This is a genomic window from Streptomyces sp. NBC_00523, assembly GCF_036346615.1.
Lineage (GTDB): Bacteria > Actinomycetota > Actinomycetes > Streptomycetales > Streptomycetaceae > Streptomyces.
In genome coordinates this window covers 6,167,171-6,191,761 of sequence record NZ_CP107836.1, presented here as the reverse complement: position 1 = coordinate 6,191,761, position 24,591 = coordinate 6,167,171, and the positions used below count along the sequence as shown (strand labels likewise).

At 74.8% G+C, this 24,591-nt stretch carries 14 protein-coding genes; 13 read left to right on the top strand and 1 reads right to left on the bottom strand.

Annotated features, from left to right (window positions below):
* Positions 1-29: 29 nt before the first annotated feature.
* The 12 genes from OHS17_RS28065 to OHS17_RS28010 all read left to right on the top strand — a co-directional run bounded on the left by OHS17_RS28065 (position 30) and on the right by OHS17_RS28010 (position 21,909).
* Entirely contained in the window at positions 30-1,067 is a 1,038-nt protein-coding gene (locus tag OHS17_RS28065; protein ID WP_330314386.1) for a TauD/TfdA family dioxygenase, read from the top strand.
* Positions 1,068-1,075: 8 nt separating this feature from the next.
* Positions 1,076-2,905 (top strand): non-ribosomal peptide synthetase, encoded by a 1,830-nt coding sequence (locus OHS17_RS28060; protein ID WP_330314385.1) that lies wholly within the window; start codon positions 1,076-1,078, stop codon positions 2,903-2,905.
* Between the two features lie 62 nt (positions 2,906-2,967).
* Complete coding sequence (locus tag OHS17_RS28055) at positions 2,968-6,783, top strand: condensation domain-containing protein (RefSeq protein WP_330314384.1); 3,816 nt, start codon at positions 2,968-2,970, stop codon at positions 6,781-6,783.
* Between the two features lie 175 nt (positions 6,784-6,958).
* Positions 6,959-14,062, top strand: coding sequence for an amino acid adenylation domain-containing protein (locus OHS17_RS28050; RefSeq protein WP_330314383.1), 7,104 nt, complete (start codon positions 6,959-6,961; stop codon positions 14,060-14,062).
* Positions 14,059-14,274, top strand: coding sequence for an MbtH family protein (locus tag OHS17_RS28045; RefSeq protein ID WP_164399134.1), 216 nt, complete (start codon positions 14,059-14,061; stop codon positions 14,272-14,274). Before OHS17_RS28050 ends, OHS17_RS28045 begins: the two co-directional genes overlap by 4 nt.
* Before the next feature lie 176 nt (positions 14,275-14,450).
* A complete protein-coding gene (locus OHS17_RS28040) occupies positions 14,451-14,864 on the top strand; it encodes a cobalamin B12-binding domain-containing protein (protein ID WP_330314382.1) in 414 nt (137 codons plus the stop codon).
* A complete protein-coding gene (locus tag OHS17_RS28035; RefSeq protein WP_330314381.1) occupies positions 14,861-17,188 on the top strand; it encodes an amino acid--tRNA ligase-related protein in 2,328 nt (775 codons plus the stop codon). Before OHS17_RS28040 ends, OHS17_RS28035 begins: the two co-directional genes overlap by 4 nt.
* Positions 17,185-18,480, top strand: coding sequence for a glutamate synthase-related protein (locus tag OHS17_RS28030; RefSeq protein WP_330314380.1), 1,296 nt, complete (start codon positions 17,185-17,187; stop codon positions 18,478-18,480). Before OHS17_RS28035 ends, OHS17_RS28030 begins: the two co-directional genes overlap by 4 nt.
* Positions 18,477-18,881, top strand: coding sequence for a hypothetical protein (locus OHS17_RS28025; protein WP_330314379.1), 405 nt, complete (start codon positions 18,477-18,479; stop codon positions 18,879-18,881). Before OHS17_RS28030 ends, OHS17_RS28025 begins: the two co-directional genes overlap by 4 nt.
* Before the next feature lie 146 nt (positions 18,882-19,027).
* Entirely contained in the window at positions 19,028-20,317 is a 1,290-nt protein-coding gene (locus tag OHS17_RS28020; RefSeq protein ID WP_330314378.1) for an MFS transporter, read from the top strand.
* 7 nt (positions 20,318-20,324) lie between these two features.
* Complete coding sequence (locus OHS17_RS28015) at positions 20,325-21,089, top strand: 4'-phosphopantetheinyl transferase family protein (protein WP_330314377.1); 765 nt, start codon at positions 20,325-20,327, stop codon at positions 21,087-21,089.
* 139 nt (positions 21,090-21,228) lie between these two features.
* Positions 21,229-21,909: an AroM family protein gene (locus OHS17_RS28010; protein ID WP_330314376.1), complete on the top strand. Its 681-nt coding sequence runs from the start codon at positions 21,229-21,231 to the stop codon at positions 21,907-21,909.
* A 15-nt stretch (positions 21,910-21,924) separates the two neighbouring features.
* On the opposite strand, the gene OHS17_RS28005 is transcribed toward OHS17_RS28010, so the two are convergent.
* Entirely contained in the window at positions 21,925-22,695 is a 771-nt protein-coding gene (locus tag OHS17_RS28005) for an IclR family transcriptional regulator (protein ID WP_018100456.1), read from the bottom strand.
* Between the two features lie 201 nt (positions 22,696-22,896).
* Between OHS17_RS28005 and OHS17_RS28000 the strand changes: the two genes are divergently transcribed.
* Complete coding sequence (locus tag OHS17_RS28000) at positions 22,897-24,549, top strand: OPT/YSL family transporter (RefSeq protein ID WP_330314375.1); 1,653 nt, start codon at positions 22,897-22,899, stop codon at positions 24,547-24,549.
* Positions 24,550-24,591 lie beyond the last annotated feature (42 nt).

Sequence of the window (24,591 nt, the reverse complement as noted above, 5' to 3'; positions counted from 1 at the left end):
CGAACCAAGCCGAGAAAGAGGAACCCATCGTGACCGCTCTCGCCCAGCCGCCCGCCGCCGCCACCGGTATCACCCCCGTTCGCGAGCCCGGCAAGCCGGTGATCGTCCACACGCCGGAGTTCGGCACCATGGCGGAGGCCACCGCGTGGCTGAACGCCCAGCGGCATGCGATCCAGGCCGAGTTGCACCGGTCCGGCGCGGTCATGCTGCGCGGACTGCCGGTGCGGGACGCGGCGACGTTCGCCGAGGCACGTGACGCGCTGATCGCGGAGCGGGCCGGCTACAAGGAGAAGGCCACCCCGCGCACGGACTTCGGTGAGGGCGTGTTCTCGTCCACGGACCTGCCGGCCGTCCAGCCGATCCGGCTGCACAACGAGAACAGCTACACGCTGGACTTCCCCGGGGTGCTGCTCTTCGGCTGCGTCACCGCGGCCGAGACCGGCGGCGCGACGACGGTCGGTGACATGCGGGCGGCGCTCGCGAAGCTGCCGCCGGAGCTGACCGCGCGGTTCGCGGAGGCCGGCTGGCTGCTCGTACGCAACTACTCGGACCTGGCGGGCATGCCGTGGCGCAAGGCGTTCTCCTCGGAGGACCCGGCCGGTGCCGAGGAGTACTGCGACGCGCACGCCATCGGCTACGACTGGCTGGACGAGGACACCCTCCGGACCCGGCAGCGGCGTTCCGCGATCATCACGCACCCGGTGACCGGTGAGAAGGTCTGGTTCAACCACTTCGCCTTCTGGAACGCCCGCAGCCTGGACGAGGACGTCCGTGACGTGCTGGTCGAGACGTTCGGCGCGGACGGGCTGCCGTTCAACACCTTCCTCGGGGACGGCACCGCCCTCACCGACGCGGAGGTGGACGCGATCAACGAGGCGTACCAGGCGGTCACCGTACGGGAGAGCTGGCAGACCGGTGACGTGATGCTCGTGGACAACATCCTCTGCGCGCACGGCCGCGAGGCGTTCACCGGCGAGCGGAAGATCCTCGTCGCGATGGGCGAGCCGGTGCCGCTGTCCGACTGCTCGCCCGCCTCCGCCCCCTCCACCACCCTGTACGGAAAGTGAGCCCCGCCATGACCGCCGTACTCCCCGAGCGCGCGACCGCCTCCGCCCTCGCCCACCCGGCCGGCTGCCCCTGCGAGACGTGCACCGCCGCCGGGACCGGCGCCGCCGACCTGATGGCCCGGCTCGCGGCCGTGCCCGGTGACCGCACCGCCGTCGTCGCCGGGGACCGAGAGCTGACGTTCAACCAGTTCCGACAGCACGCCGCCTCGTTCGCGGCCGGGATCACCCGGCGGGGTGCCGGGCCGGAGAGCGTCGTGGCGCTCTGCCTGCCGCGCGGGGCCGACCTGGTCACCGCGATCGTCGGCACCCTCACGGCGGGCGCCGCCTACCTGCCCGTGGACCCGGCTCTCCCCGAGGAGCGGCGGCGGCTGCTCCTCGAGGACTCCGGCGCCGACCTGGTGGTCACGGACGGCACCGGTCCGGCGCTTCCCGGCCCCCGGGCGGTCACGGTCGGCGAGCTGACCGCGCTCCCCGGCGGGGCGTTCGCGCCGGTGCCGGTGGGGCCGGACGCACTCGCGTACGTCATCTACACCTCCGGCTCCACGGGCCGGCCCAAGGGTGTGGAGATCGCGCGCGGTTCGGCCTCGCTGCTGCTGCGGGAGCTGGAGGACGAGGGTGCGGCGCGCGGTGAGGGGCGGCGGGTCGGGTGGAACGCGTCGCCGTCGTTCGACGCGTCGGTGCAGCAGTGGGTGCGGCTGTCGCGCGGGGACACGCTGGTGATGATGGACGAGGAGACCCGCCGCGACCCGGCCCTGCTGGCCGCCTTCATCGACGCGCAGAAGCTCACCGATCTGGACATCACCCCGTCGCACGCCGAACCGCTCCTGGACCTGCTCACCCCGGACGGCGGCCCGCGCCCGCTGACGCTGCTCGTCGGCGGCGAGGCGATCGGCCCGGCCCTGTGGGACCGGCTGGCCGACGCCCACCGGGCGGGTGTGCTGCGCGCGGTGAACGTGTACGGGCCCACCGAGTGCACGGTCGACGCCACGGCCGGCTGGATCGAGGAGCCGGGCGAGCCGCACATCGGTGCCGTCCTCCCGGGGCTGCGGATGCGGCTGCTGGATGCCCGCATGGCGCCGGTCGGTCCGGGTGAGGCCGGGGAGCTGTATCTCGCCGGGCCCCGGATCGCGCGCGGCTACCGGCGCAGCCCCCACCTGACCGCCCAGCGGTTCGTCGCCGACCCGTTCGGCGCGCCGGGGGACCGCATGTACCGCACCGGGGACCGCTGCCGGCTGCTGCCGGACGGGCGCCTCGTGCACCTCGGACGGCTCGACGGGCAGGTGAAGCTGCGCGGCCACCGCATCGAGGTGCAGGAGATCGAGGCGACCCTGAGCCGGGCGGGCGCCACGGAGGCGGCGGTGGTCCTGGGCGAGGACGCCGGGGGCACGCCGTGCCTGATCGCCTACCACCGGGGCGGGGACGCCAGCGCGCTGCGCAGCGCCGTGGCGGGGGCGCTGCCCTCGTACATGACGCCGTCCGCGTTCGTCGCGGTCGACCGGTTCGCGACGACACCCAGCGGCAAGCTGGACCGGTCCGCGCTGCCGGCCCGGATCGAGGCGGCCTCGCCGGTCGAGGCGCCGGAGCGGGGCGCCGGGCTGAACGGGCGGGCGGAGGAGCTGATCGGCCGGGTGTGGGCGCAGGTGCTGGGCGCCGCGTCGATCGGCCCGGACGACAACTTCTTCAAGCTCGGCGGCCACTCGCTGCTCGCCATCAAGCTGGTGTCGCGCGTACGTGCCGAACTCGCCGTCGCGCTTCCGGTGAAGGCGGTCTACGCCCACCCGAGGCTGCGTGATCTCGCCGCCCACATCGAGGAGTTGACGGCCGCCAAGGATGGCTGACCGCCGTCAGTGCCCCGTCCCGTTCTCCCGCCCTCCCCCGTCGTTCCCGAGGAGCAGCAACCGTGATCCCCCTCTCGTACGCCCAGCACCGGCTGTGGTTCCTGAACCGTCTCGAAGGCCCGTCGGCCGCGTACAACGCGCCCGTCGTGCTGCGCCTGGAGGCCGCGCCCGACCCGGGCGCCCTGGAGGCGGCGGTCCGTGACGTGGTGGACCGCCACGAAGTGCTCCGTACGGTCTACAAGGCCGTGGACGGGGAGCCGTACCAGGAGGTCGTCGGCGATCCCGGCGTGCGCCTGGAGGTACGGGAGTGCGGGCCGGGCGAGGACGTGGACGCGCTGGTCACCGCCTTCGTGCGGCTGCCGTTCGACGTGACGAGCGATCTGCCCCTGCGGGCACGGCTGTTCACAGCGCACGACGGAAGTGCCGTGCTGGTGCTGCTCGTTCACCACATCGCGACCGACGGATGGTCCGTCGGCTGCCTGCTCACCGACCTCGACCGGGCTTACGCGGCCCGGTGCGAGGGCCGCGCACCCGGGTGGGAACCCCTGCCCGTGCAGTACGCGGACTACGCGCTGTGGCAGCGGGACATGCTCGGCGAACCCGCCGATCCCGACAGCCTGGCGCACGAACAACTCGCCTACTGGCGTACGGCTCTGGAGGGATCACCGGCCGCGACCCGGCTGCCCGCCGACCGCCCGCGCCCCGCCGAGCCGAGCCACCGGGGAGAGCTGGTCACCGCCCGCCTTTCCGCCGCCGCCCACAAGGCGCTCGCCGCGACCGCCCGCGCCCACCGCGCGACGTTCTTCATGACCGCCCGGGCCGCCCTCTGCGCCGCTTTGCAGGCGGCGGGGGCGGGGCCCGACGTGGTGGTGGGGACACCGGTGGCGGGCCGGCCCGAGGAGGATCTGCACGACCTCGTCGGCTTCTTCGTCAACTCGCTCGCCCTGCGCGCCGATCTGTCCGACGACCCGGACCTCGGCACGCTGCTCGACCGGGTCCGGGAACGGGACCTGGCCGCCATGGCCCACGAGGACCTGCCGTTCGACCTGCTCGTCGAGGACCTCAACCCGGAACGGTCCCTCGGCCTGCACCCCTTCTTCCAGGTCATGCTGACCACGCAGACCGCGCAGGACACCACCTGCACCCTGGGGGCCGTATCCGGCACCCTCGACGCCGCGGACCTGGCCACCGCCAAGTTCGACCTGACCTTCAACTGTGCCGAGACGTACGGTCCCGACGGCGATCCCGCCGGGGTACTGCTCGGCCTGCAGTACGCGACCGACCTGTACGACGAGGAGACGGCTCGCCTGCTCCTCACCCTGTTCCACCGCGCGCTGACCGCCTACGCGGAACAGCCGGCCGGCACACCCCTCAGCCGGACCGGCCTGCTCACCGCCTCGGACCGCGAGGCCATCGACCGCCGTCACGAGGCCCTGACCCGGGCCGAACAGCGGGCCGCCGCCACCCAGGGCGAGCCGCGTGACGGCGAGGACCGGCGCACCGCCGCCGCCGACCCCCGCGAGGAGATCCTTCGCGGCCTGTTCGCGGAGGTGCTGGGCCGGGACGACGTCGGCCCGGACGACAGCTTCTTCAAGCTGGGCGGGCACTCGTTGCTGGCCGGGAAGCTCACCAACCGCATCCGCAAGGCGCTCGGCGTCCAGGCCGCCATCCGTGACGTGTTCCTGGCGCCGACGCCCGCCCGGCTGCTGCGGCGCCTCGCGGAACAGGGCGACGGGCCGGTCCGGCCGCCGCTGCGCCCGGTGCCGGCCGCGGCAAGGCCGAAGCGGCTCCCGCTCTCCGCCGCGCAGCAACGACTGTGGTTCGTCGGCCAGTTGGAGGGCCCGAGCGCGACCTACAACATTCCGGTGGTGACCCGGCTGCGCCGCCCGGTCGAGCCCGCCGCCTTCCGTGCCGCGCTCGCCGATGTCGTACGGCGGCACGAGGTGCTGCGCACGGTGCACCGGTCGGCTGACGGGGAGCCGTACCAGGAGGTGCTGGCGCACGCCGAACCCGTGCTCGACGTGGTGCGGACGGGCGGTCCTGAGGAGCTGCGGGCGGCCGTGGACACCGCCGCCGGGTACGTGTTCGACCTCGCCGCGGAGATCCCGTTCCGGGCGTGGCTCCTGGAGGAGGCCGACGGGGGCCAGGTGCTGGTGCTGCTGGTGCACCACATCGCCGGGGACGGCTGGTCCACCGGCTGCCTGCTCGCCGACCTGGACCGGGCCTACCGGGCCAGGTGCGCGGGCCGGGCGCCCGGGTGGCGACCGCTTCCCGTCCAGTACGCCGACTACACCCTGTGGCAGCACGAGTTGCTGGACGGTGAGCACGGGGTGGCCGGTGAGCAGCTGGCGTACTGGCGCACCGCGCTCGACGGGATGCCGCCGCTGCTCGCGCTGCCCACCGACCGGCCGCGCAGGCCGGAGCCGGACGGGCGGGGCGCGCTCGCGCAGTTCGAGGTGGGCGCGGAGACCCACCGGGCGCTGCTGCGGTGTGCGCGGGAGAACGGCGTCACCCTGTTCATGGTGGTGCAGGCCGCGCTCGCCGCGCTGCTGACCCGGCACGGGGCCGGTGACGACCTGGCCATCGGCACCACCGTGGCGGGCCGGGGCGACGAGGCGCTGCACCCGCTCGTCGGGTTCTTCGTGAACACCCTGGTGCTGCGTACGGACACCTCGGGCGACCCTGCCTTCACCGAGCTGGTGCGCCGGGTCCGCGACGGGGGCCTCGGGGCGTACAGCAACCAGGATCTGCCGTTCGACCGGCTCGTGGAGCACCTGAGCCCGCACCGTTCATCCGCGCACGCGCCGCTCGTCCAGGTGATGCTCCAGGTGCACGCGGCGGGCGCGGGCGACGCCTCGGCGACCCCGTCCGCGCTGGACGGCGAGCCGATGGCGTTCCGGGGCGCGGGAGCCAAGTCGGACCTGACGTTCGCGCTCACCGAGACGGTGGGCCCGGACGGGGAGCGGGCCGGGCTGCGGGGCGCTCTGGAGTACGTCACGGCCCTGTACGACGCGGAGACGGCCCGGCTGCTGGTCCGGCGCCTCGCCGAAACGCTGGACGCGTGCGCGGCGGACCCGGAGGCGCCGCTCTCCGCGCTGGGCGGTGGGCAGCCCGCGCCGGGCGGCCCGGAGGTGGTCCTCGACGCGCAGGGGCGCCAGGTGCCGGTCCGCGTGCCGGGCGAGGTGCACGAGCCGGCGCCGGGCGGTGGGCTGCGCGCCACCGGGCGGCGGGCGTACCGGGGCGCGGACGGGGTGCTGCGGCCGGTGGCCGTCGAACGCGTGAACGGCTATCCGGTGGAGCCCGGCCAGGTGGAGGGTGTGCTGACCCGTCATCCGGCGGTGACCGGGGCGCGGGTCCTCGTCCGCGACGGGCGACTGCTGGTCTTCGTCACCTGCGCCCCGGGGTCGCCGCCCGCCGAGAGCGCGTTGCGCGCCTGGGCCGCCGAGCGGCTGCCCGAGTATCTGGCCCCGTCCCGGGTGGTGCGGACGGCCTGGCTGCCCGCTCCGGGCGAGGACCCGGCGGAGCTGTCCGAGGACGCCGCGGCGGGCCCGGCCGCCGCACCGGCGGGCGGCGGGGGCACGGACCGGCGGCTGCTCGGGATCTTCCGGGACGTGCTGGGCGGGCGGGAGCTCGGGGCGGACGACAACTTCTTCAAGTCCGGCGGGCACTCGCTGCTGGCGGTGCGGCTGCTGAACCGGATCCGGAAGGAGTTCGGCCAGGACCTGACCTTGCGCGATGTGTTCCGCAACCCGACGGCGGCCACCCTCTCCCGGCGGCTCGCCGGGGCCGTGGCCGACGCGATCGAGCCGGAGGACGCCGGTCCGGTGGCCGCTCCGACGCTGCGCCGCCGGACCAGGGCGGGTGCCCGGCGGGGGTGACCCGGGCGGGCGGACGGGGGTGCGGAGCGGCAGCTCCGTAGCCCCGTTTCTGCCGCCCGGAGCTGCCGGGCGGACTGCCGAGAGAGGCGGTCGGGGGCCCCTAGCGTGAAGGCACGGAGGCGAGAGGAACCGTTCGCCCCGGTCTCTCGGCGCCCCAGACGGAGGAAACCCCAGGATGCCCCCCATCAGAACGGACGACCTGCTCGACGGCGGCCCCTCTCCCTCGCCCGCCCCGCCGGTGCTCGACCTCATCGCCCACCAGGCGCAGACCCGCCCCGATGCGGTCGCCCTGGTCCACGACACCGCCCGGCTGACGTACGCGGAACTCGCGGACGCCGTACGGGAACGGGCCCTGACCCTCTCCGCCGAGGGCGCCGCCCCCGGCCGCCTCGTCGCCCTCCACCGCCCGCGCGGGATCGACGCGATCGTCGGCCTCCTCGCCGTGCTCACCACCGGCGCCGCCTACCTGCCCCTCGACATCCATGCCCCCGACGCGCGGAACGCGGCCATCCTCCAGGACAGCTGCGGCGACCTGGCGCCGACGCCCGCCGAGGTGGCCGTCGCCGGTGAACTGGTCCTGCCCGGCCCGGGCGCACCGGCCGGTGCCGCGTACGTGATCTACACCTCCGGCTCCACGGGCACCCCCAACGGCGTGGTCGTCGCCCACGATTCGCTCGCGCACTTCATCGCGGGCGCCGTCCCCGCGTACGGCATCGGGCCCGACTCGCGGGTCCTTCAGTTCTCGCCGCTGCACTTCGACGCCAGCGTGCAGGAGGTGTTCGCGACCCTCGGGGCCGGCGGGACGCTGGTGCTGCGGACGGACGACATGCTGGACGTACGCGACCTGCTCGCCGGCTGCGCGCGGCACGGGATCACGGTGCTCGACCTGCCGGCCGCGTACTGGCACGAGCTGGTCCATGTCCTCAGCACCGGTGCGGTGGGCCTGCCCGGCTGCCTGGACACGGTCATCATCTATGGGGAGGCGGCGCTTCCGGAGCGGGTCGCCCAGTGGCGGGAGCTGACCGGAGAGCGGACGCGGCTGCTGAACGCGTACGGCCCCACGGAGACCACGGTGGTCGCGACGGTCGCCGACCTGACCCGCCACGGGGACGGTCCGGTGCCGATCGGCCGGCCGCTGCCTGGGGTCCGGGCGGCCGTCGTCGGCGGTGAACTGTGGCTGCTCGGCGGTGGCTTGTCGTACGGCTATCTGAGCAACCCGGAGCTGAACGCCCGCCGGTTCACCGAGCTGGACGGGGAGCGCGCCTACCGCACCGGGGACCTCGTCACGATCGGCGAGGACCGGCAGATCCTGTACCACGGGCGGCTGGACGACGAGGTGAAGATCGGCGGGCAGCGCATCGACCCCGCCGCCGTCGACTCGGTCCTGTCCTCGCACCCGAAGGTCCGGGAGGCCGCCGTCGTCGCCCAGCAGGACGCGGACGGGGTCAAGCGGCTCGTCGCGTTCGTCGTCACCGAGGGCGGGGTGGGGGCCGAGGAACTGCGCGGCCTGGTGCGCGAGCGGATGCCCGCCGCCGCCGTGCCCGCCGCCGTCGGTATCGTCGCCGCGCTGCCCCGTACCAGCTCGGGGAAGATCAACCGCAAGGTGCTGCGGACCACGGACCCCCGTCTTTCGGTCGTCCACGAGGAGCCGTTGCCCGCCGAGGACCGGGTGCCGCTGTCGCACGCGCAGCGCCGGCTGTGGCTGCTGGATCAGCTGGACGGGCCGTCCTGCGCGTACAACATGCCGATCGTGCTGGAGCTGGACGGGGTGCCCGACCGGGCGGCGCTGGCCGCCGCCGTCGCGGATCTCGCCGAGCGGCACGAGGTGCTGCGGACCGTGTTCCTGGCCCCGGAGGACGAGCCGTACCAGCATGTGCTGGCCGCGTCGGCGGTGCGGGCGCGTACGGTCGAGTGCCCGGCCGGTGAACTGCGGGATCGGGTCCAGGACTTCGTGTCCGAGACGTTCGACCTGGCGCGGGAACTGCCGCTGCGGGTGGCGCTGTTCGTGCCCGAGGGGGACGAGGGTCCGGAGGCGGTGCTGGCGGTGCTGCTGCACCATGTGGCGGGCGACGGCTGGTCGCTGGCGCCGCTGATGAACGACCTGGCCGCCGCGTACACCGCCCGTGCACAGGGGCGGGCGCCGGAGCAGGAGCCCCTTCCCGTCCAGTACGCCGACTACACCCTGTGGCAGCACGACGTCCTCGGTACGGCTGACGACCCGGACTCCGCCGTCGCGCGCGGGCTCGCCCACTGGCGCGCCGCGCTGGACGGGCTGCCGGCCGTGACCGATCTGCCGCTGGACCGGCCGCGCCCGGCGGTGCCGGACCACCGGGGCGGCGTGGTCGCCACGCGCCTCGATCCGGCCGCGCACGCCCGGCTCGCCGGGCTGGCCGACGCGCACGGCGCGAGCATGCTGATGGTGATCCAGGCCGCGCTGGCCCTCGCGCTGCGGGCGGCGGGCTGCGGGGAGCGGGTGGCCGTGGGGACGCCGGTGGCGGGGCGGGACGACGAGGCGCTGGGCGCGCTCGTCGGCTTCTTCGTCAACACGCTGGTCCTGCCGACCGACACCTCGGGTGACCCGGCGTTCGCCGAGTTGCTGGAGCGGGTACGCGACACGGACCTCGCCGCCTACGAGCACCAGGGCCTCCCCTTCGACCTGCTGGTGGAGCATCTGAACCCGCCGCGCACGCCCGGGGTGCACCCGCTCTTCCAGACGATGCTCACCCTGCGCACGGCCGCCCCGGACGACGCCCCCTTCGCGTTCGGCGCGCTCACCGGCCGCTTCCGGGCGGAGGGCCCCGCGACCACCAAGTTCGACCTGACCGCCGCCTGCGTGGAGCACCGCACCTCCGACGGCTCCCCCGCCGGGCTCGAACTCGGCCTGGAGTACGCGCGTGACGTCCTCGACGAGGACACCGCCCGCCTCCTCCTGGGCGCCCTGGAACGCGCCCTGCGTACGGCTGCCGAGCGGCCCGGGGCGCCCGTCGCCGACTCCGGGCTGCTGGGCGACGAGGAGCGCCTGGCCCTCGCCGGCCGCCGTGAGCGCGTCGCGGCCCTCGCCGCCCGGCAGGCCGCCGACGCCGAGGCGGCCCGGGCGGGCGGCGCACCGGACGCGGAACACCTGGACACCCTGCGGGAGATGTTCGCGGAGATCCTGGGGCTGGACGAGGTCGGCCCGGACGAGGGGTTCTTCACCATCGGCGGCCACTCGATGAGCGGGGTGCGGCTCGCCAACCGGATCAGGGCCCGCCTGGGCGTCGACGTCCACGTCCGGGACCTGCTGCTCGCCCCGACCCCGGCCGCCCTGGCCCGCCGCATCGCGGAACACCGGGCCACCGGCGACGAGGGGCCCGCGCTGGTCCGCCGCACGGAGCGGCCGGAGCGCCTGCCGCTGTCCCGGGCGCAGCACCGGCTCTGGTTCATCGACGCGCTGGAAGGTCCCAGCGCCTCGTACAACATCCCGCTGGTGCTGCGTCCGGCGGAGCCGCTGGACGCCGAGGTCCTCGGCCGTGCCCTGGCCGATCTGGTGGAGCGCCACGAGGTGCTGCGGACCCGCTATCCGTCGGTGGACGGGGAGCCGTACCAGGCGATCGTGGCGGACGCCCGGCCCGTGCTCGACGTACGGACGGTGCCGGCCGGGCGGTTCCGGGCGGCGGTCGCCTCGGCGGCCGGGCATGTCTTCGACCTCGCCGGGGAACTCCCGCTGCGGGCCGCCCTGCTCACCCCGGACGACGGCGGCGGTCAGGTGCTCGTCGTGCTCGTCCACCACATCGCGGCCGACGGCTGGTCGACGGGGCCGCTGCTCGCGGACCTGGGCGCCGCCTACGCCGCCCGCGCCGAGGGCCACGCACCGGACTGGGCGCCGCTTCCCGTCCAGTACGCCGACTACACGCTCTGGCAGCAGGAACTTCTCGACGGACCGGCGGCGCATGACCATCTCGCCTTCTGGGAACGCGCCCTCGCCGGGGCGCCGCCCGTCCTCGAACTGCCCGCCGCCAAGCCCCGCCCCGCCGAGGCCACCCACCGGGGCGGCCACGCGCCGCTCGCCGTCGACGCGGCCACGCACGAGGCCCTGGAGGAGCTGGCCCGGCGCCACGGCGCGACGCTCTTCATGGTGCTGCAGGCCGCGCTCGCCGCCGTCCTCACCCGGCACGGGGCAGGCACCGATCTGCCGCTGGCCACCATGACGGCCGGGCGCGACGACGAGGCGCTGAGCGATCTGGTCGGCTTCTTCGTCAACACGCTGGTCCTGCGCACCGACACGTCGGGTGACCCGGAGTTCGGCGAGCTGCTGGGGCGGGTGCGCGACACGGATCTCGCGGCCTACGCACATCAGCGGCTTCCCTTCGACCGGATCGTGGAACACCTCAACCCGGCCCGCTCCACCGCCCACCACCCGCTGGCCCAGTTCGTCGTCCAGCTGCACCACGACTACACGGCCGACCGCTCCGAGGGGCCGCTGCTCCGGGCCGAACCGGCGCCGCTGGAAACGCTGTCCACCAAGTTCGACCTCACCCTCGCCCTGTGGGAGCGGAAGGACGAGGCGGGGCGGCCGGCCGGTCTGGCGGGTGGGCTCGAATACGCCACCGACCTGTTCGACGCCGCCACCGCCGACCTGATCGCCGCCCACATCGGGCGTCTGCTGCGCACCGTCGCCGCCGATCCGGGGGTACGGATCGGGGCGGTGGGCCTGCTCACCGAGGCCGAGCGGTTCCGGCTGGTCGCGGAGTACAACGACACGGCCACCGCGACCCGCGACCGGGCCCCCGTCCACGAGGTCATCGCCCGCCGGGCCTCGCTCACGCCGGAGGCGCCCGCGCTGATCACCGACGCGGAGACCGTCGGTTACGCCGAGCTCGACGCCCGGGCCGACGCGCTGGCCGCCCGGCTGTTCGCGGCCGGGGTGCGCAGGGGCGACACCGTCGGGGTCCTGCTGGAACGCGGTGTCCCGCTGGTGGTGACCGCGCTCGCCGCCCTCAAGTGCGGTGCCGCGTACGTACCGTTGGACCCGGCCCTGCCCGGGGCGCGGATCGCGCTGATGGTCCAGGACGCGGATGTGCGCCTGATCGCGACGGACACCGGGCAGGCGGCCGTGGTGCCGGAGGAGGTCTCCGTACCGGTCCTCCTGACCGACGCGCCCGCCGAGGGCACCCCGCCTGCGGACCGCGAGGCCGTGGCGGTCGACGGGGACGACCTGATGTACGTGATGTTCACGTCCGGGTCCACCGGCCGCCCGAAGGGCGTCGGCGTCACCCACCGCAATGTGACGGAGCTGGCCGCGGACCGCGACACCACCGCCGGCGGTCCCCACCGGATGCTGGTCCACTCCGCGACCGGTTTCGACGCCTCGGTGTTCGAGATGTGGGTGCCGCTCCTCAACGGCGGCAGCCTGGTCGTCATGCGCGGCGACGGCACCGACCTCGCGGAGACCGCCCGCGCCGTCCGCGAACACGGCGTCACCGTCGCCTACTTCACCGTCGGCCTGTTCCATGTGATGGCCGATGAGGCGCTGGACACGCTGCGGCTGCTGCGCGAGGTGTGGACGGGCGGCGACGTCGCCTCGCCCACCGCCGTGCAACGGGTCCTGACGCACTGCCCGGACACCGCCCTCGTCCACTCCTACGGCCCCACCGAGACGACGTTCGCCTCGCACAACCAGTGGCTCACCGGCGGCCGGGGCTCGCTCGGCGCGGCCGGGCTGCATCTGGGCCGGCCCATGGACAACACCCGCAGCCACGTTCTGGACGCGGCGCTGCGGCCGGTGCCGCCGGGGGTGCCCGGTGAGCTGTACATCGCCGGTACGCATGTGGCGCGCGGGTACACCGGCCGCCCGGACCTGACCGCCGAGCGGTTCGTCCCCGACCCGTTCGAGGCGGACGGCAGCCGGATGTACCGCACCGGTGACCGGGTCGTCTGGACGCCGGAGGGCGAACTGCGGTTCCTGGGGCGGGCGGACGGCCAGGTCAAGCTGCGCGGGGTGCGGATCGAGCCGGGCGAGGTGGAGCACGCGCTCGCCGCGCACCCCTCGGTCGGCCAGGCCCTCGCCGTCGTGCGCGAGGACCGGCCGGGCGAGCGGACCCTCGTCGGGTACGTGGTGCCGCGCGCCGGGTCCGAGGTCGCCGGGGCGGACGTCCTCGCCCTGGCCCGTACCGCGCTGCCCGCCCATCTGGTGCCGTCGGCGGTCGTCGTCCTGGACGCCGTGCCGCTGACCGTGAACGGGAAGCCGGACCGCCGGGCGCTGCCCGCGCCGGACCGGACCGCCGTCGGGTACCGGGCGCCGCGCAACGCCAGGGAGGAGGTGCTGTGCGGGCTGTTCGCCGAGATCCTGGGCGCGCCCCGGGTCGGTCTGGACGACAACTTCTTCACGCTGGGCGGGCATTCGCTGCTCGGTGTGCGCCTGGTGAGCCGGGTGCGCTCGGTCCTCGGCATCGACCGGACGGTCCGCGATCTGTTCCGCGCCCCGACCCCGGCCGGGCTGCTCGGTGCGCAGGACCCGGACGGCACGGCCGGTGCGATGGGCGTCCTGCTGCCGCTGAACACCCGGGGCACCCGGCGCCCGCTGTTCTGCGTACACCCGGGGACCGGGGTCGGCTGGTCGTACGCGGGCCTGGCCCGGCACCTCGGGGAGGACCAGCCGCTGTACGCCCTCCAGGCCCGCGCGCTGAGCGAGCCGGGCCATCTCCCGCGCTCCGTCGAGGAGATGGCCGACGACTACCTGGAACGCGTCCGGCAGGTCCAGCCCTGGGGCCCGTACCGGCTGCTCGGCTGGTCCTTCGGCGGGATCGTCGCCCACACCATGGCCGTCCGGCTCCGCGCGGCCGGTCAGCGCGTCGAACTGCTCGCGCTGATGGATGTCCACCAGACCGGGCCGGGCAGCGTGTCCGTGCTGCCGGCGCGGGAGCCGGATGCGGCGCCCGACGAGGACGCGCTGCCGGAGGCGGCGGACCCGGTGCTCGAAGGCTTCAGCGCCGAGGAGATCCGGGCGGTGCAGCGGGCCTCCGAGACCCATGCGGCCCTCATGGCGCGGCACGTGCCCGAGGTCGCGGACACCGGCGCGGTGTTCTTCACCGCCCGCAGGCCCGGCGAACCGGAAGGCGCACTGGCCGCCACCTGGAATGCTTATCTGACGGGCCGGGTCGAGAACCACACCGTGAATTCCACGCATCTCCGGATGGCCGAGGAAGAACCGCTCGCACACATCGGAAAAGTCATCGCGGAGAAAATCTCTGCACTGCAGGAAAACAGCCTGCGGGAAAACGAAACGAGGAGTTATTCATGAGCGACATCGCGAACCCCTTCGACGACGCCGAGGGCTCCTTCCACGTCGTGGTGAACGACGAGGGACAGCACTCCCTGTGGCCGGCCTTCGCCGACATCCCGGCAGGCTGGGAAGGTGTCTGGGGGCCCGGTAACCGCTCCGAGGCCCTGGAGTACATCACCGCGCACTGGACCGACATCCGCCCCCGCAGCCTGGTCGCCCAGTACGCCTGACCGGCCGCAGCGCCCCTGCCGTGCCCCCGCAGCTCGTGCGGGGGCACGGCATTTCCGCATGCCCGCCGGCCCCTTTTCCCGGAAAACCCGGAAACGGGAAACTGCCGCCCGTTACTGCCGCTCGACTTCCGCCTCTACTTCCGCCTGGGAGGGGTCCGGAAAAATAATATCGAGGCATGAAGATACTCCTGAGCGGAACCGCTTCGGACTCCCATACCTGGAACCTCGTGTATCTCGGGCTGTTCCTGGAGGAGCGGGGGCACGCCGTCGTCGCGCTGGGCCCCTGCGTGAGTCCCCGTCTGCTCACGGCCGCCTGTCGCCGGCATGCCCCCGACGCGGTCGTGCTCAGCAGCGTCAACGGCCACGGCTACCGGGACGCGCTCGCCGCCGTGCGCGCGCTGCGGGCCGAACCGGGGCTCGGCGCCCTGCCGGTGGCCGTCGGCGGCAAGCTGGGCACGGCCGGCCACTCCCGGGAGGACGAGGCGGCCCGGCTGCGCGCGGCGGGCTGCGACGCCGTCCTCGGGGACGGGGCCGCCGACCTGGACGCCCTGTGCGCGTTCCTCGCGGCGCCCGCGCGGGTGGGGGCATGACCGCCACCGCGCCGCGCCCGTTCGGCGCGTTCGTCGCGGCCTCCGCGTCCGCCGGACGGCTGGTGGTCCAGCCCCGCATGGGGTTCGGCGACCCGGCCGCCATGCGTACGGGGCTGGAGCGGACCCGGGCCGCCACGGCCACGACCGTCGGGACGCTCACCATCGACAGCTACACCCGCGTCGGCGACCTCGCGGGCGCCGGTGCCGCGCTCGCCGAGGGGGCCGGGCTCAACGGCTACCCGATCGCCACGCACCCGCTCGCCGTCACCCGGGCCCTGCTCGACGGGGTGCACGACGACGGGTTCCCGGTCCAGGTCCGCCACGGCTCCGCCCGCCCGCAGGCCATCGTCCGGGCCCTGCTCGCCGCGGGGCTCGACGCGACCGAGGGCGGGCCCGTCTCCTACTGCCTGCCGTACGGCCGCACCCCGCTGCGCGAGTCCGTCGCCGCCTGGGCCGAGGGGTGCGAACTCCTCGCGGGGCACGCCCGCCCCGGTTCCGTGCCGCACCTCGAAAGCTTCGGCGGCTGCCTGCTCGGCCAGCTCTGCCCGCCCGGGCTGCTGGTCGCGATGAGCGTGCTGGAATGCCTGTTCTTCGCCCAGCACGGGGTGCGCAGCGTCTCCTTGAGCTACGCGCAGCAGACGGACCCGGGCCAGGACGAGGAGGCGATACGGGCCCTGCGCCGCCTGGCCGGCGAGCTGCTGCCGGCGGGCGTCGACCACCACGTCGTCCTCTACACCTACATGGGCGTCTACCCGCGCACCGAGCGCGGGGCGACCAGGCTGCTGGAGGCGTCGGCGCGGCTCGCGGTGCGGGCCGGGGCGGACCGGATCCTCGTGAAGACGACCGCCGAGTCCCGGCGTATCCCGACCGTCGCGGAGAACGTCCGCGCCCTGGAGACCGCCGCCGCGGCCGCCGCACTCGCCGGTCCCCCGCTGCCCGTGGGCCGGGACGACTCCGAGGTCTACACGGAGGCCCGGGCCCTGGTGGAGGCCGTGCTCGGTCTGCACCCCGACCTGGCCCGCGCGCTGCCCGCCGCCTTCGAACGCGGCCTGCTCGACGTGCCGTTCTGCCTCCACCCCGACAACGCGGGCCGCTCCCGCAGCGTGATCGGCGCGGACGGGAGGCTGCGCTGGTCGGACACCGGCGCGATGCCGATCCGCCCCGACGCCCCGGCCGACCTGGCGCCGCTGACCTCCAACGGCCTGCTCACCGCCCTGAACCACATGGCCGACCGCTACGACCGGCCGCCGGCCGACCCCGTGCCCTCGTACCGACCCCGCACCGACACCCCTCACCACCGCCACGAAGAGGAGCCCGTCATGGACCACGCCCCGCAGGCCGCAGGACCCGCCCTGCCGCCCCCGCTCGGTGAGCACCTGCGCTCCCCGCAGCTGCGCGCCGCCATGCTCGTCCAGCAGGAAGCGCTGTGGGCGGCCCGCGACTTCCTGCGGGGGTCGGGCTTCACGGAGCTGCTGCCCCCGCTCGTGGGACCCGTCACCGACCCGGGCGGGCGCGGGGCCAAGGCACTGGACGTCGACTACTACGGGCGCCCGTACAAGCTGATGACCAGCGCGATCCTGTACAAGCAGGCGTCGCTGCACGGCTTCCCGAAGCTGTTCTACATCGCGCCCAACGTCCGCGTGGAGCCGGAGGAGACCGCCACCACGGGCCGCCATCTGGTCGAGTTCCACCAGATCGACGTGGAGATCGCCGGGGCGAGCCGCGAGGACGCGCAGGAGGTCGCCGCCGGGCTCCTCACCCACGTCGCCGAGCACGTATGGACCGCCGTGCCGGATGTGCTCGCCGAACTGGGCCGCCAGGAGGCCGACTTCGCGGACGTCCGCAGCGGCAAGTACGACGTGTGCACCCATCAGGAGGCCGTGGCACGGCTCCTGACGACTGGTCACCCGCAGAGCCCGGACAGCGAGATCGACTGGACCGGCGAACGGCTCCTCTCCCTGGAGAGCGACCGGCCGTTCTTCATCAACGACTATCCGAAGGGCTCGCGCGGCTTCTACGACCGGGAGGACCCGGAACGCCCGGGGGTGCTGCGGAACTTCGACCTGATCGCGCCGCACGGCTACGGCGAGCTGGTCTCGGGCAGCGAGCGCGAGTCGGACTACGCCACCATCGTCACCCGGATGCGGGAGAGCGGCGAGAACCCCGCCAAGTACGCCTGGTACCTCAAGGAGGCCCGGGAGGGCATCCCGGGCAGCGCGGGCTTCGGGATGGGCCTTCAGCGCCTCGTCCGCTTCCTCACCGGCCTCGACGCGCTGTGGCAGGTCAGCGCCTACCCGAAGCTCCCCGGGGTGGTGGCCCCGTGAGCGCCCTCGCCGCCCCCGGCCTCCCCGAGCGCGCGATCCGCGCCCGCGCCCGGCGCGGCACCGCCGAGGTGTTCCCCGACCCCGGCTCGTACGGTGGAGAGCTCTTCGGCCCCGCAAGCGAGGCCGGTACGGACGCGCTCGACCGGGCCAGGATCGTGCCGCCCGTCTTCATGCCGGAGCGGCTGGAGAAGCTGATCGACCTCGCCCGCGAGCCGGAGTTCGGGGACGTCGAACTGGGCGCACGCACTGGCGGGTTCACCGCCGCGCTGCCGCTCTACCTGTCCGCCTTCGGATCGACCCGGGCGGGCAGCGGCGACCTGGCCGTGCAGGCGTCCCGGCAGGCCGGCCGCCTCGGCATCCCCATGGTCATCGGCGAGAACATGGTCCCCGTGCACGGCTACCGGCGCGGCGGGGACGCCGCCCGCTCCGCGCTCCTCGCGCGCATCGAGGCGTATCTCGACGCGGCGCCCGAGGGGGTCGGCGGGATCGTCGTCCAGCAGTCCACCGAGGACGCCGACTCGGAGGTCTGGAACCTCCTCTACAGCGACCCCGCCACCCGGCCGCTGCTCGCATCGGGGCGCCTGGCCTTCGAGTTGAAGACCGGCCAGGGCGCCAAACCGGGCCTCGGCGGCATGACCGTCGTCGGGGGCGCGGAGGCGGAGGCGCTGGCGGACCGCTTCACGGTCACCGACCCGTTCGGCGCGGACGACGGACGCCGGCTGCGCTGCGCCACGCCGGGCACCTTCACCGACGAGATCCTGCGCCAGCAGCTGCGCTTCATGCGGAACAACTTCCCCAAGGCCCGTACGTGGGTGAAGTTCCACCCGGGCCGCGACATCGCGCACGCCGCCCGCACCGCCTGGGCGGCCGGGGCGGACGCCGTCACCGTGGACGGCGCGGAGGGCGGCACCGGCTGGGCGCCCCGTGTCTTCCTGGACCAGGTCGGCCTCCCGCTCGCGGAGTGCCTGCGCCGGATCGGGCCGCCCGGGGGCTGCCTGCTCGCGAGCGGCGGGATGTGGGAGGGCGGACGTGCCCTGCGCGCCCTCGCCCTGGGCGCCACGGCCGTCGGGCTCGGCCGCGCCGCGCTGGTCGCCGTGGACGAGGACCCGGACCACGGCCTGGTACGCCTCGTCGAGAGCATCGCACTCGAACTGCGCCTGCTCGTGAGCGCGTTGGGCAAGTACGAGGTCGGCGCGCTGAGCCCCGAGGACCTCTGGTGGCCGGACGGCGCCCCCTTCGGCGCCGGAGCACCGCTGCCCGCCGACCCCGCGTCCGCCGGAGCGACGCCGTGACCGGGCGCGCGGCGTCCGGGGCGCGGCGGGCCCCCGGCGACCGGCCCGCCCCGTCACGGCAGCCGCACCGCGTCACCGGCCGCCATCGCACCGTACGGGCCCGGTTCGTGCTGCGGGAGGCCCCCGGCGTCACGGTCGGGGCCGTCGGTCACGGTGTACGCGGCGAGGACGGCCGGGACCCCGTGGCTGACGCGGCCCGGCTCGCCGCCCAGCGCGCCCTGGCCGAGGCGGGCCGGGGCTATCTCGGCGGCCGCCTGGAACTCCGCACCCCCGGGCGCACCCGTGCCGGCCGCGACCGACGGGCCCTGCGGCGCGCCGCGGGCCGGGCCGCCGCGCTGGCCGTCGCGGCGACGCTGCGCGGCGACGACACCGGCGTCGACGTCCGCGTCACGCACCGCTGAAACGACGCGCACCACGCGCCGCGCACCCCGCCACACGCCCCGCACTCCGCACTCCGCACTCCGCACTCCGCACTCCGCACGAAGCCGACCCCAGAACGCCAACTCCAGAACCTCGCCCCGGAAAGCCGACCCAGGAAGCCGAACCCATGACAACGAATCCCACCGCCCCGCCGTCCGAGGCGGGCCCCGCGCCCGACTGGCGGCGCATCGGCAGCTTCGTCACCGGCCAGGCGGCCGTGCAGTGCGGCAGCTTCGCGCTGATCATCGCCATGAACTGGACGGCCGTTCAGCTCGGCGGCCGGTCCGCGGTGACGCTCGTCATCCTCGCCTCCACGCTGCCGCGCGCCCTGATGCTGCTGTTCGGCGGCGCCCTCGCCGACGCCCTCGGCCCGCGCGCGGTCGTCCTGAGGGCCACCGCAACGCGGCTCGTCGTGCTGGTGATCGGTGCCCTGGTCACCGCGGGCGCCCACAGCATCTGGCCGCTGATCGCCGTCGCCGTGGTCGAGGGCTCACTGCTCGGCCTGACCGGCCCGGCGTCGGGGGTCCTGCTGACCCGGCTGGCCCCTCAGGAGCACCTGGGCCGCGCCAACTCCCTGTTCTCCATGGTGATGCGGCTGGCCCCGATGGCCGGATCACCGCTGGGTGCCTGGCTGGTGGTGGCGGGCAGCCTGTCCGGGGTCATGCTCGTCTCGGCGGCCGGGTGCGCCGTGTGGCTGGTGTGCGCGTTCCAGGTGACCCGGGGTATGGCCCGGCCGGAGCGCGGTGCCGGCGCGGGGGGCACGTCGCTGTTCCGGCGCTCCGGCGACGGCCTGGCGCTGCTGGGCCGTCACCCCCGGCTGCGCTGGATGTTCGTCGCCTGCTTCTGCATGGACTTCGCGTTCCTCTGGCCGGCCGAGGTGGCCCTCCCGCTGCGCGCGTCCGGTGAGGGCTGGGGCATCGGCTCGGTCGCGGCGGCCCTGACCGCGTTCAGCGCGGGCGCCCTGGCGTCGGCGGCGGCCGGTGCCGCGCTCGCCCACCGCATCCCGGTCCCGGTCAAGCTGGTCGTCACCGGCACCGGGCTCGCCGTGGGCATGGGCTGCATGGCCCTGGTGCCCTCGCCGGCCGTCCTCGCGGTCACGGCGTGCGCGGTCGGCGTCTTCTCGGGGCTCAACGGACCCGCCCTGGTCACCGCGTACCAACAGGCCGTGCCCGAGGGGAAGCTGGGCGCCGCGATGTCCACGTTCTCGCTGTCCAGCATCGGGGCCGCGCCCCTGTCCCTGGCCGTCTTCAGTTCGCTCTCGGCGCCCCTGGGCGTGACCGGCACCTGGCTGCTGTGCGCCTCCGTCGCCCTGTTCTCGCCGGTCGCCGCCACCCTCGCCCTGCGCGCCCCCCTGACGCGGAACGCCCCCGCCGTGAAGGCCTCCGCCGCCCCCGAGCCCACCGTCACCGCCGTGTGAGGCAGTCATGTCCCTGCTGGACTCCCGCCCGTCACCCGTCCTCGAACCCGTCCTCCTGCCCACCGCGCTCCCCCCGCTGCCCGCCGCGCTCCCGCCACCGGCCGGGCCGGGCCCGGGCCGCCCGCAGCTCTGGCTGGTGGCCACCGCCGCGCACGAGGAGACCGCGGCCCGGTACGCCCCGCTCGTGCTCGGCCCCGCCGAGCTGGCCCGGGCCGAGGAGTTCCGCCGCCCCACCGACCGGGCCACGTATCTGTGCGCCCACGTCGGACTGCGCCGGGTCCTCGGCAACCACCTGGGCGTCGCCCCGCGCACGGTGTCGGTGGCCCGGGCCCCCTGCCCCGGCTGCGGCGAACCGCACGGGCGCCCCGTGCTCCAGGACGGGCCCCTGCACTTCTCGCTCTCGCACTGCGAGGGCCTGAGCCTGATCGCCGTCGCCGCCACCCCGGTCGGCGTGGACGTCGAACCCGTACCGGACCCGCGCACCCTCCTGGAGGCGGCCGATGTCGTCCATCCCCTGGAGGCGGCGGAACTCGCCGCGCTGGCGCCCGCGTTGCGACCGGCCGCCTTCGCCCGGGTGTGGACCAGGAAGGAGGCGTATCTGAAGGGCCTCGGCATCGGTCTGGGCGCGGACCCGTCGGCGGAGTACGTGGGTGCCGGACCGGCACCGGCCGCCCCGGGCGGCTGGCTCCTGGCCGACATCGCCGTCCCGCCCGGCCACCGGGCCGCGGTGGCGGTCCGCCGCGACGAGGCGGGCGGCACCGGTCCGGACTGACCGGCTCCGCCCCGTAACGCCCCCGGCGGTGACCGCCGCCGGGGGCCTCCGCCTGCCGGGCGGGCCGCGCACGGCATTACGTTGTTCCGCAGAAGCCAACCGACTTCCAATATATGGAACTACAGTGAAGCGAGGCCCTGTGCACACCGTGACCTTCCTGACCATCGGCCAGTCCCCCCGCCCCGATCTCTCCGCGGCCATCGAGGCGGAGCTGCCGCCCACGGCACGGATACGGCACGCGGGGGTCCTCGACGGGCTCGGCCGGGCGGAGGTGGAGGCGCGGTTCGGGGCGGTGCGCGGGCGGGCGACGCTGCTGAGCCGCTTGGCCGACGGGGCGTCCGTGACCCTGGACGCCGATGCCGTCGGGGCCGGGCTCCCCGCCCTCGTGGAGCGGGTGGAGGCGGAAGGGGCGGACGTCGTGGTGCTCCTGTGCACCGGGGAGTTCCCGGGGCTGCGGACACGGCGGGCGCGGCTCGTCGAGCCGGACGCGCTGCTCACGGGGTACGTGGGCGCGGCGCTGCGGGGCGCCCGGGTCGGGGTCGTCGTACCGCTGCCGGAGCAGGTGGCGGAGGCCCGGACGAAGTGGCGGGCGCTCGACCCCGCCCCGGCGTTCACCACGGCCTCGCCGTACGCCGACGACGACGGCGCCCTGTGCGAGGCGGCCCGCGCCCGGCTGGACGCGGGGGCGGAGGCGCTGGTGCTCGACTGCATGGGCTACGGGACCCGGCACCGGGAAGCGCTGCGCGCGGCCGGGATCACCGCCCCGGTGCTGACTCCGGGCGCGGTGGTCGGCGCGATGCTGGGGCCGCTGCTCGCCTGAGGGACGGGCCCGGGCCTACTCGGCCACGTACCGCAGCCAGTACGGATCGCCGATCCGCTTCCCGACGCGCCGCGCGGCGTCCCGCACCGCCCGTCCGAAGCGGGCCTCGTTCTCGTGGCGCAGTTCGGGGGCGGGCAGGGCGATCCCGATGCCGAAGACCTGACCCGTATCGCCGTCCACGACGGCCGCGGAGATGCCCGCGACGTTCGGCACGAACTCGCCGCGCGAGGACTCCCAGCCGTCGGCGCGCACCCGGGCCAGCGAGGAGACCAGCTCGCCGGGGGTGCGGGGGGCCGATCCGGTGGCCTGTTCGAGGCGGGCGTCGACGAGCCGCAGCACCTGCGCGTCGTCCAGGCGGGCCAGCAGGGCGCGCCCCATCGAGCTGGCGTAGGCGGGGGCGCGGGTGCCGGCCGGGGTGTAGGCCTGAAGGGCGCCGACCGTGCCGATCCGCATGTGCAGCACCAGCGATTCGGCCCCGTCGAGCACGTCCACGTAACCGGTGTAGCCGAGGTCGGCGACCAGCCTGGCCAGCTCCTCCTCCAGCAGCGACGCCGTGGAGCGGGAGGCGCGGAAGTGGTACGAGGCCTCCATGACGAGTTCGCCGGGCCGGTAGGCGCGGCTCACCGGGTCGCGGTCCAGGAAGCCGTACTCGGCCATCATGCTCAGCGTCCGCGACACGGAGCTCTTCGGCAGGTCGAGGGCGCCCGCCACGTCCGTCACGGTCAGGTCGCGCTGAAGGCGCGCCAGCAGCCGCAGGACGTCCCGCGCGTTGGCGAGTGTGCTCACCGTTCTCCTGCCTCCCCCGGACCCCTGGCCCGTGCGTCCGATCGTAAGGGGCGCCCACATACCGAGACCGCCGCCCACCCCCTTGACGGGTGGGCGTGCCCCGGAGATGATCCAGCACATCCAGATATTCACACACGGTTCCATATTTTAGAACTCCTGGAGCGGTGGACACGCCGCCCCGCACGGAAGCACCGGAGATCCATGAGCACCGACGCGACGAACCGGGCCGTCACCGACGCCCCGCACACCGCGGCCGACGGAGCGCGGCACCCCCGCGCCCTCGCGCCCGGCAATCTGATCCTGACCGTGGTGCTCAGCGTGTTCGGCGCGGTCGTCGGTGTGCAGCTGCTGGCCACCCTCGGCGTCACGCCCAGCACCTCGCTGATCGGCGCGCTCGCCGCGATGACGCTGGCCCGCGTGCCGCTCGTGGCCTTCCGGGGCTTCCGCTCGGTCCACGCGCAGAACCTGGCGCAGACGAGCATCTCGTCGGCCACCTTCGGCGCCGCGAACAGCCTGTTCCTGCCGATCGGCATCCCGTTCCTGTTCGGGATGGACGACATGATCGTCCCGATGCTGGTCGGGGTCTCGGTCGCGATGCTGGTCGACGCCTGGCTGCTCTACCGGATGTACGACACCCCGGCCTTCCCCGCGAAGAACCCGTGGCCGCTCGGGCTCGCCGCCGCCGAGGCGATCCGGGCGGGCGACGAGGGCGGACGGCGCGCCAAGGTGCTCGGGCTCGGGCTGGTGACCGGTCTGGTGGGCGCGGTGTTCTCGCTGCCGATGTCGGCGTTCGGCGTGGCCCTGATCGGCGGCTTCGGCGCGATGGCCGCGTTCGGCGTCGGCCTGCTGTTCACGCAGTACGCGGACCCGCTGTTCGGGCTCGACCTGAACGCGATGTACCTGCCGCACGGCATGATGATCGGCGCCGGTCTCGTCGCCCTGGTCCAGGTCGGCCGGACCATCCTCGGCGCGCGACGGACGAACGCGGCGCGGGCCCGCTCGGCCGGTGCGCCGGACGGTGCCGAGGAAAACGCGGAGGACGGCGCGCGGCGGCTGGGGCGCTCGATGCGGCTGGGGCTCGGCGCCTACCTGGCGATCTCGGTCCTGCTGGCCTTCGGGACCGGCGCGGCCACGCACATGAGCCCGGGCATGCTGATCGGTTTCCTCGTTTACGCGACCGTCGCGGCGTTCCTGCACGAACTGCTGGTCGGCATCGCGTCCATGCACTCCGGCTGGTTCCCGGCCTTCGCCATCGCCCTGATCACCCTGCTGCTCGGCATCCTCATCGGCTTCCCCCCGGAGGCGCTGGTCGTGCTCTCCGGCTTCACCGCCGCGACCGGTCCGGCCTTCGCGGACATGGGGTACGACCTGAAGACCGGCTACCTGCTGCGCGGCGAGAACGCCGACCCCGCCTTCGAACTGGAGGGCCGCCGCCAGCAGTTGATCGCCGCGATGATCGGCTTCGGCGTCGCGATCGCCGTCGTCCTCGTCTCGTACCGGATGTTCTTCGACAACGGGCAGACCGCCCCGATCGACGCCGCGTACGTCGCCGCGATCAAGGCGGGCCCGTCCGTCGAGACCGCGAAGCACCTCGCGCTGTGGGCCGTCCCCGGGGCGGTCGTGCAGCTCGTCGGCGGGTCGAAGCGGCAGCTCGGCATCCTGCTCGCGACCGGGCTGCTCATCACGACCCCGATGGCCGGCTGGATGGTCGCCGCCGGCATCGCCGCCCGCGTCCTCGCCCCGCGCCTGCTCGGCCGGGACGTCAAGGGCGACCTGGAGGTCTTCGCCGGCGGTGCCATCGCCGGGGACGCCCTCTACTCCTTCGGCAACGGCGTGTTCAAGGCCGCCAGGTAGCCGGACCCCCTCCTTCCCCCTCGTACCACCCGCACAGCACCA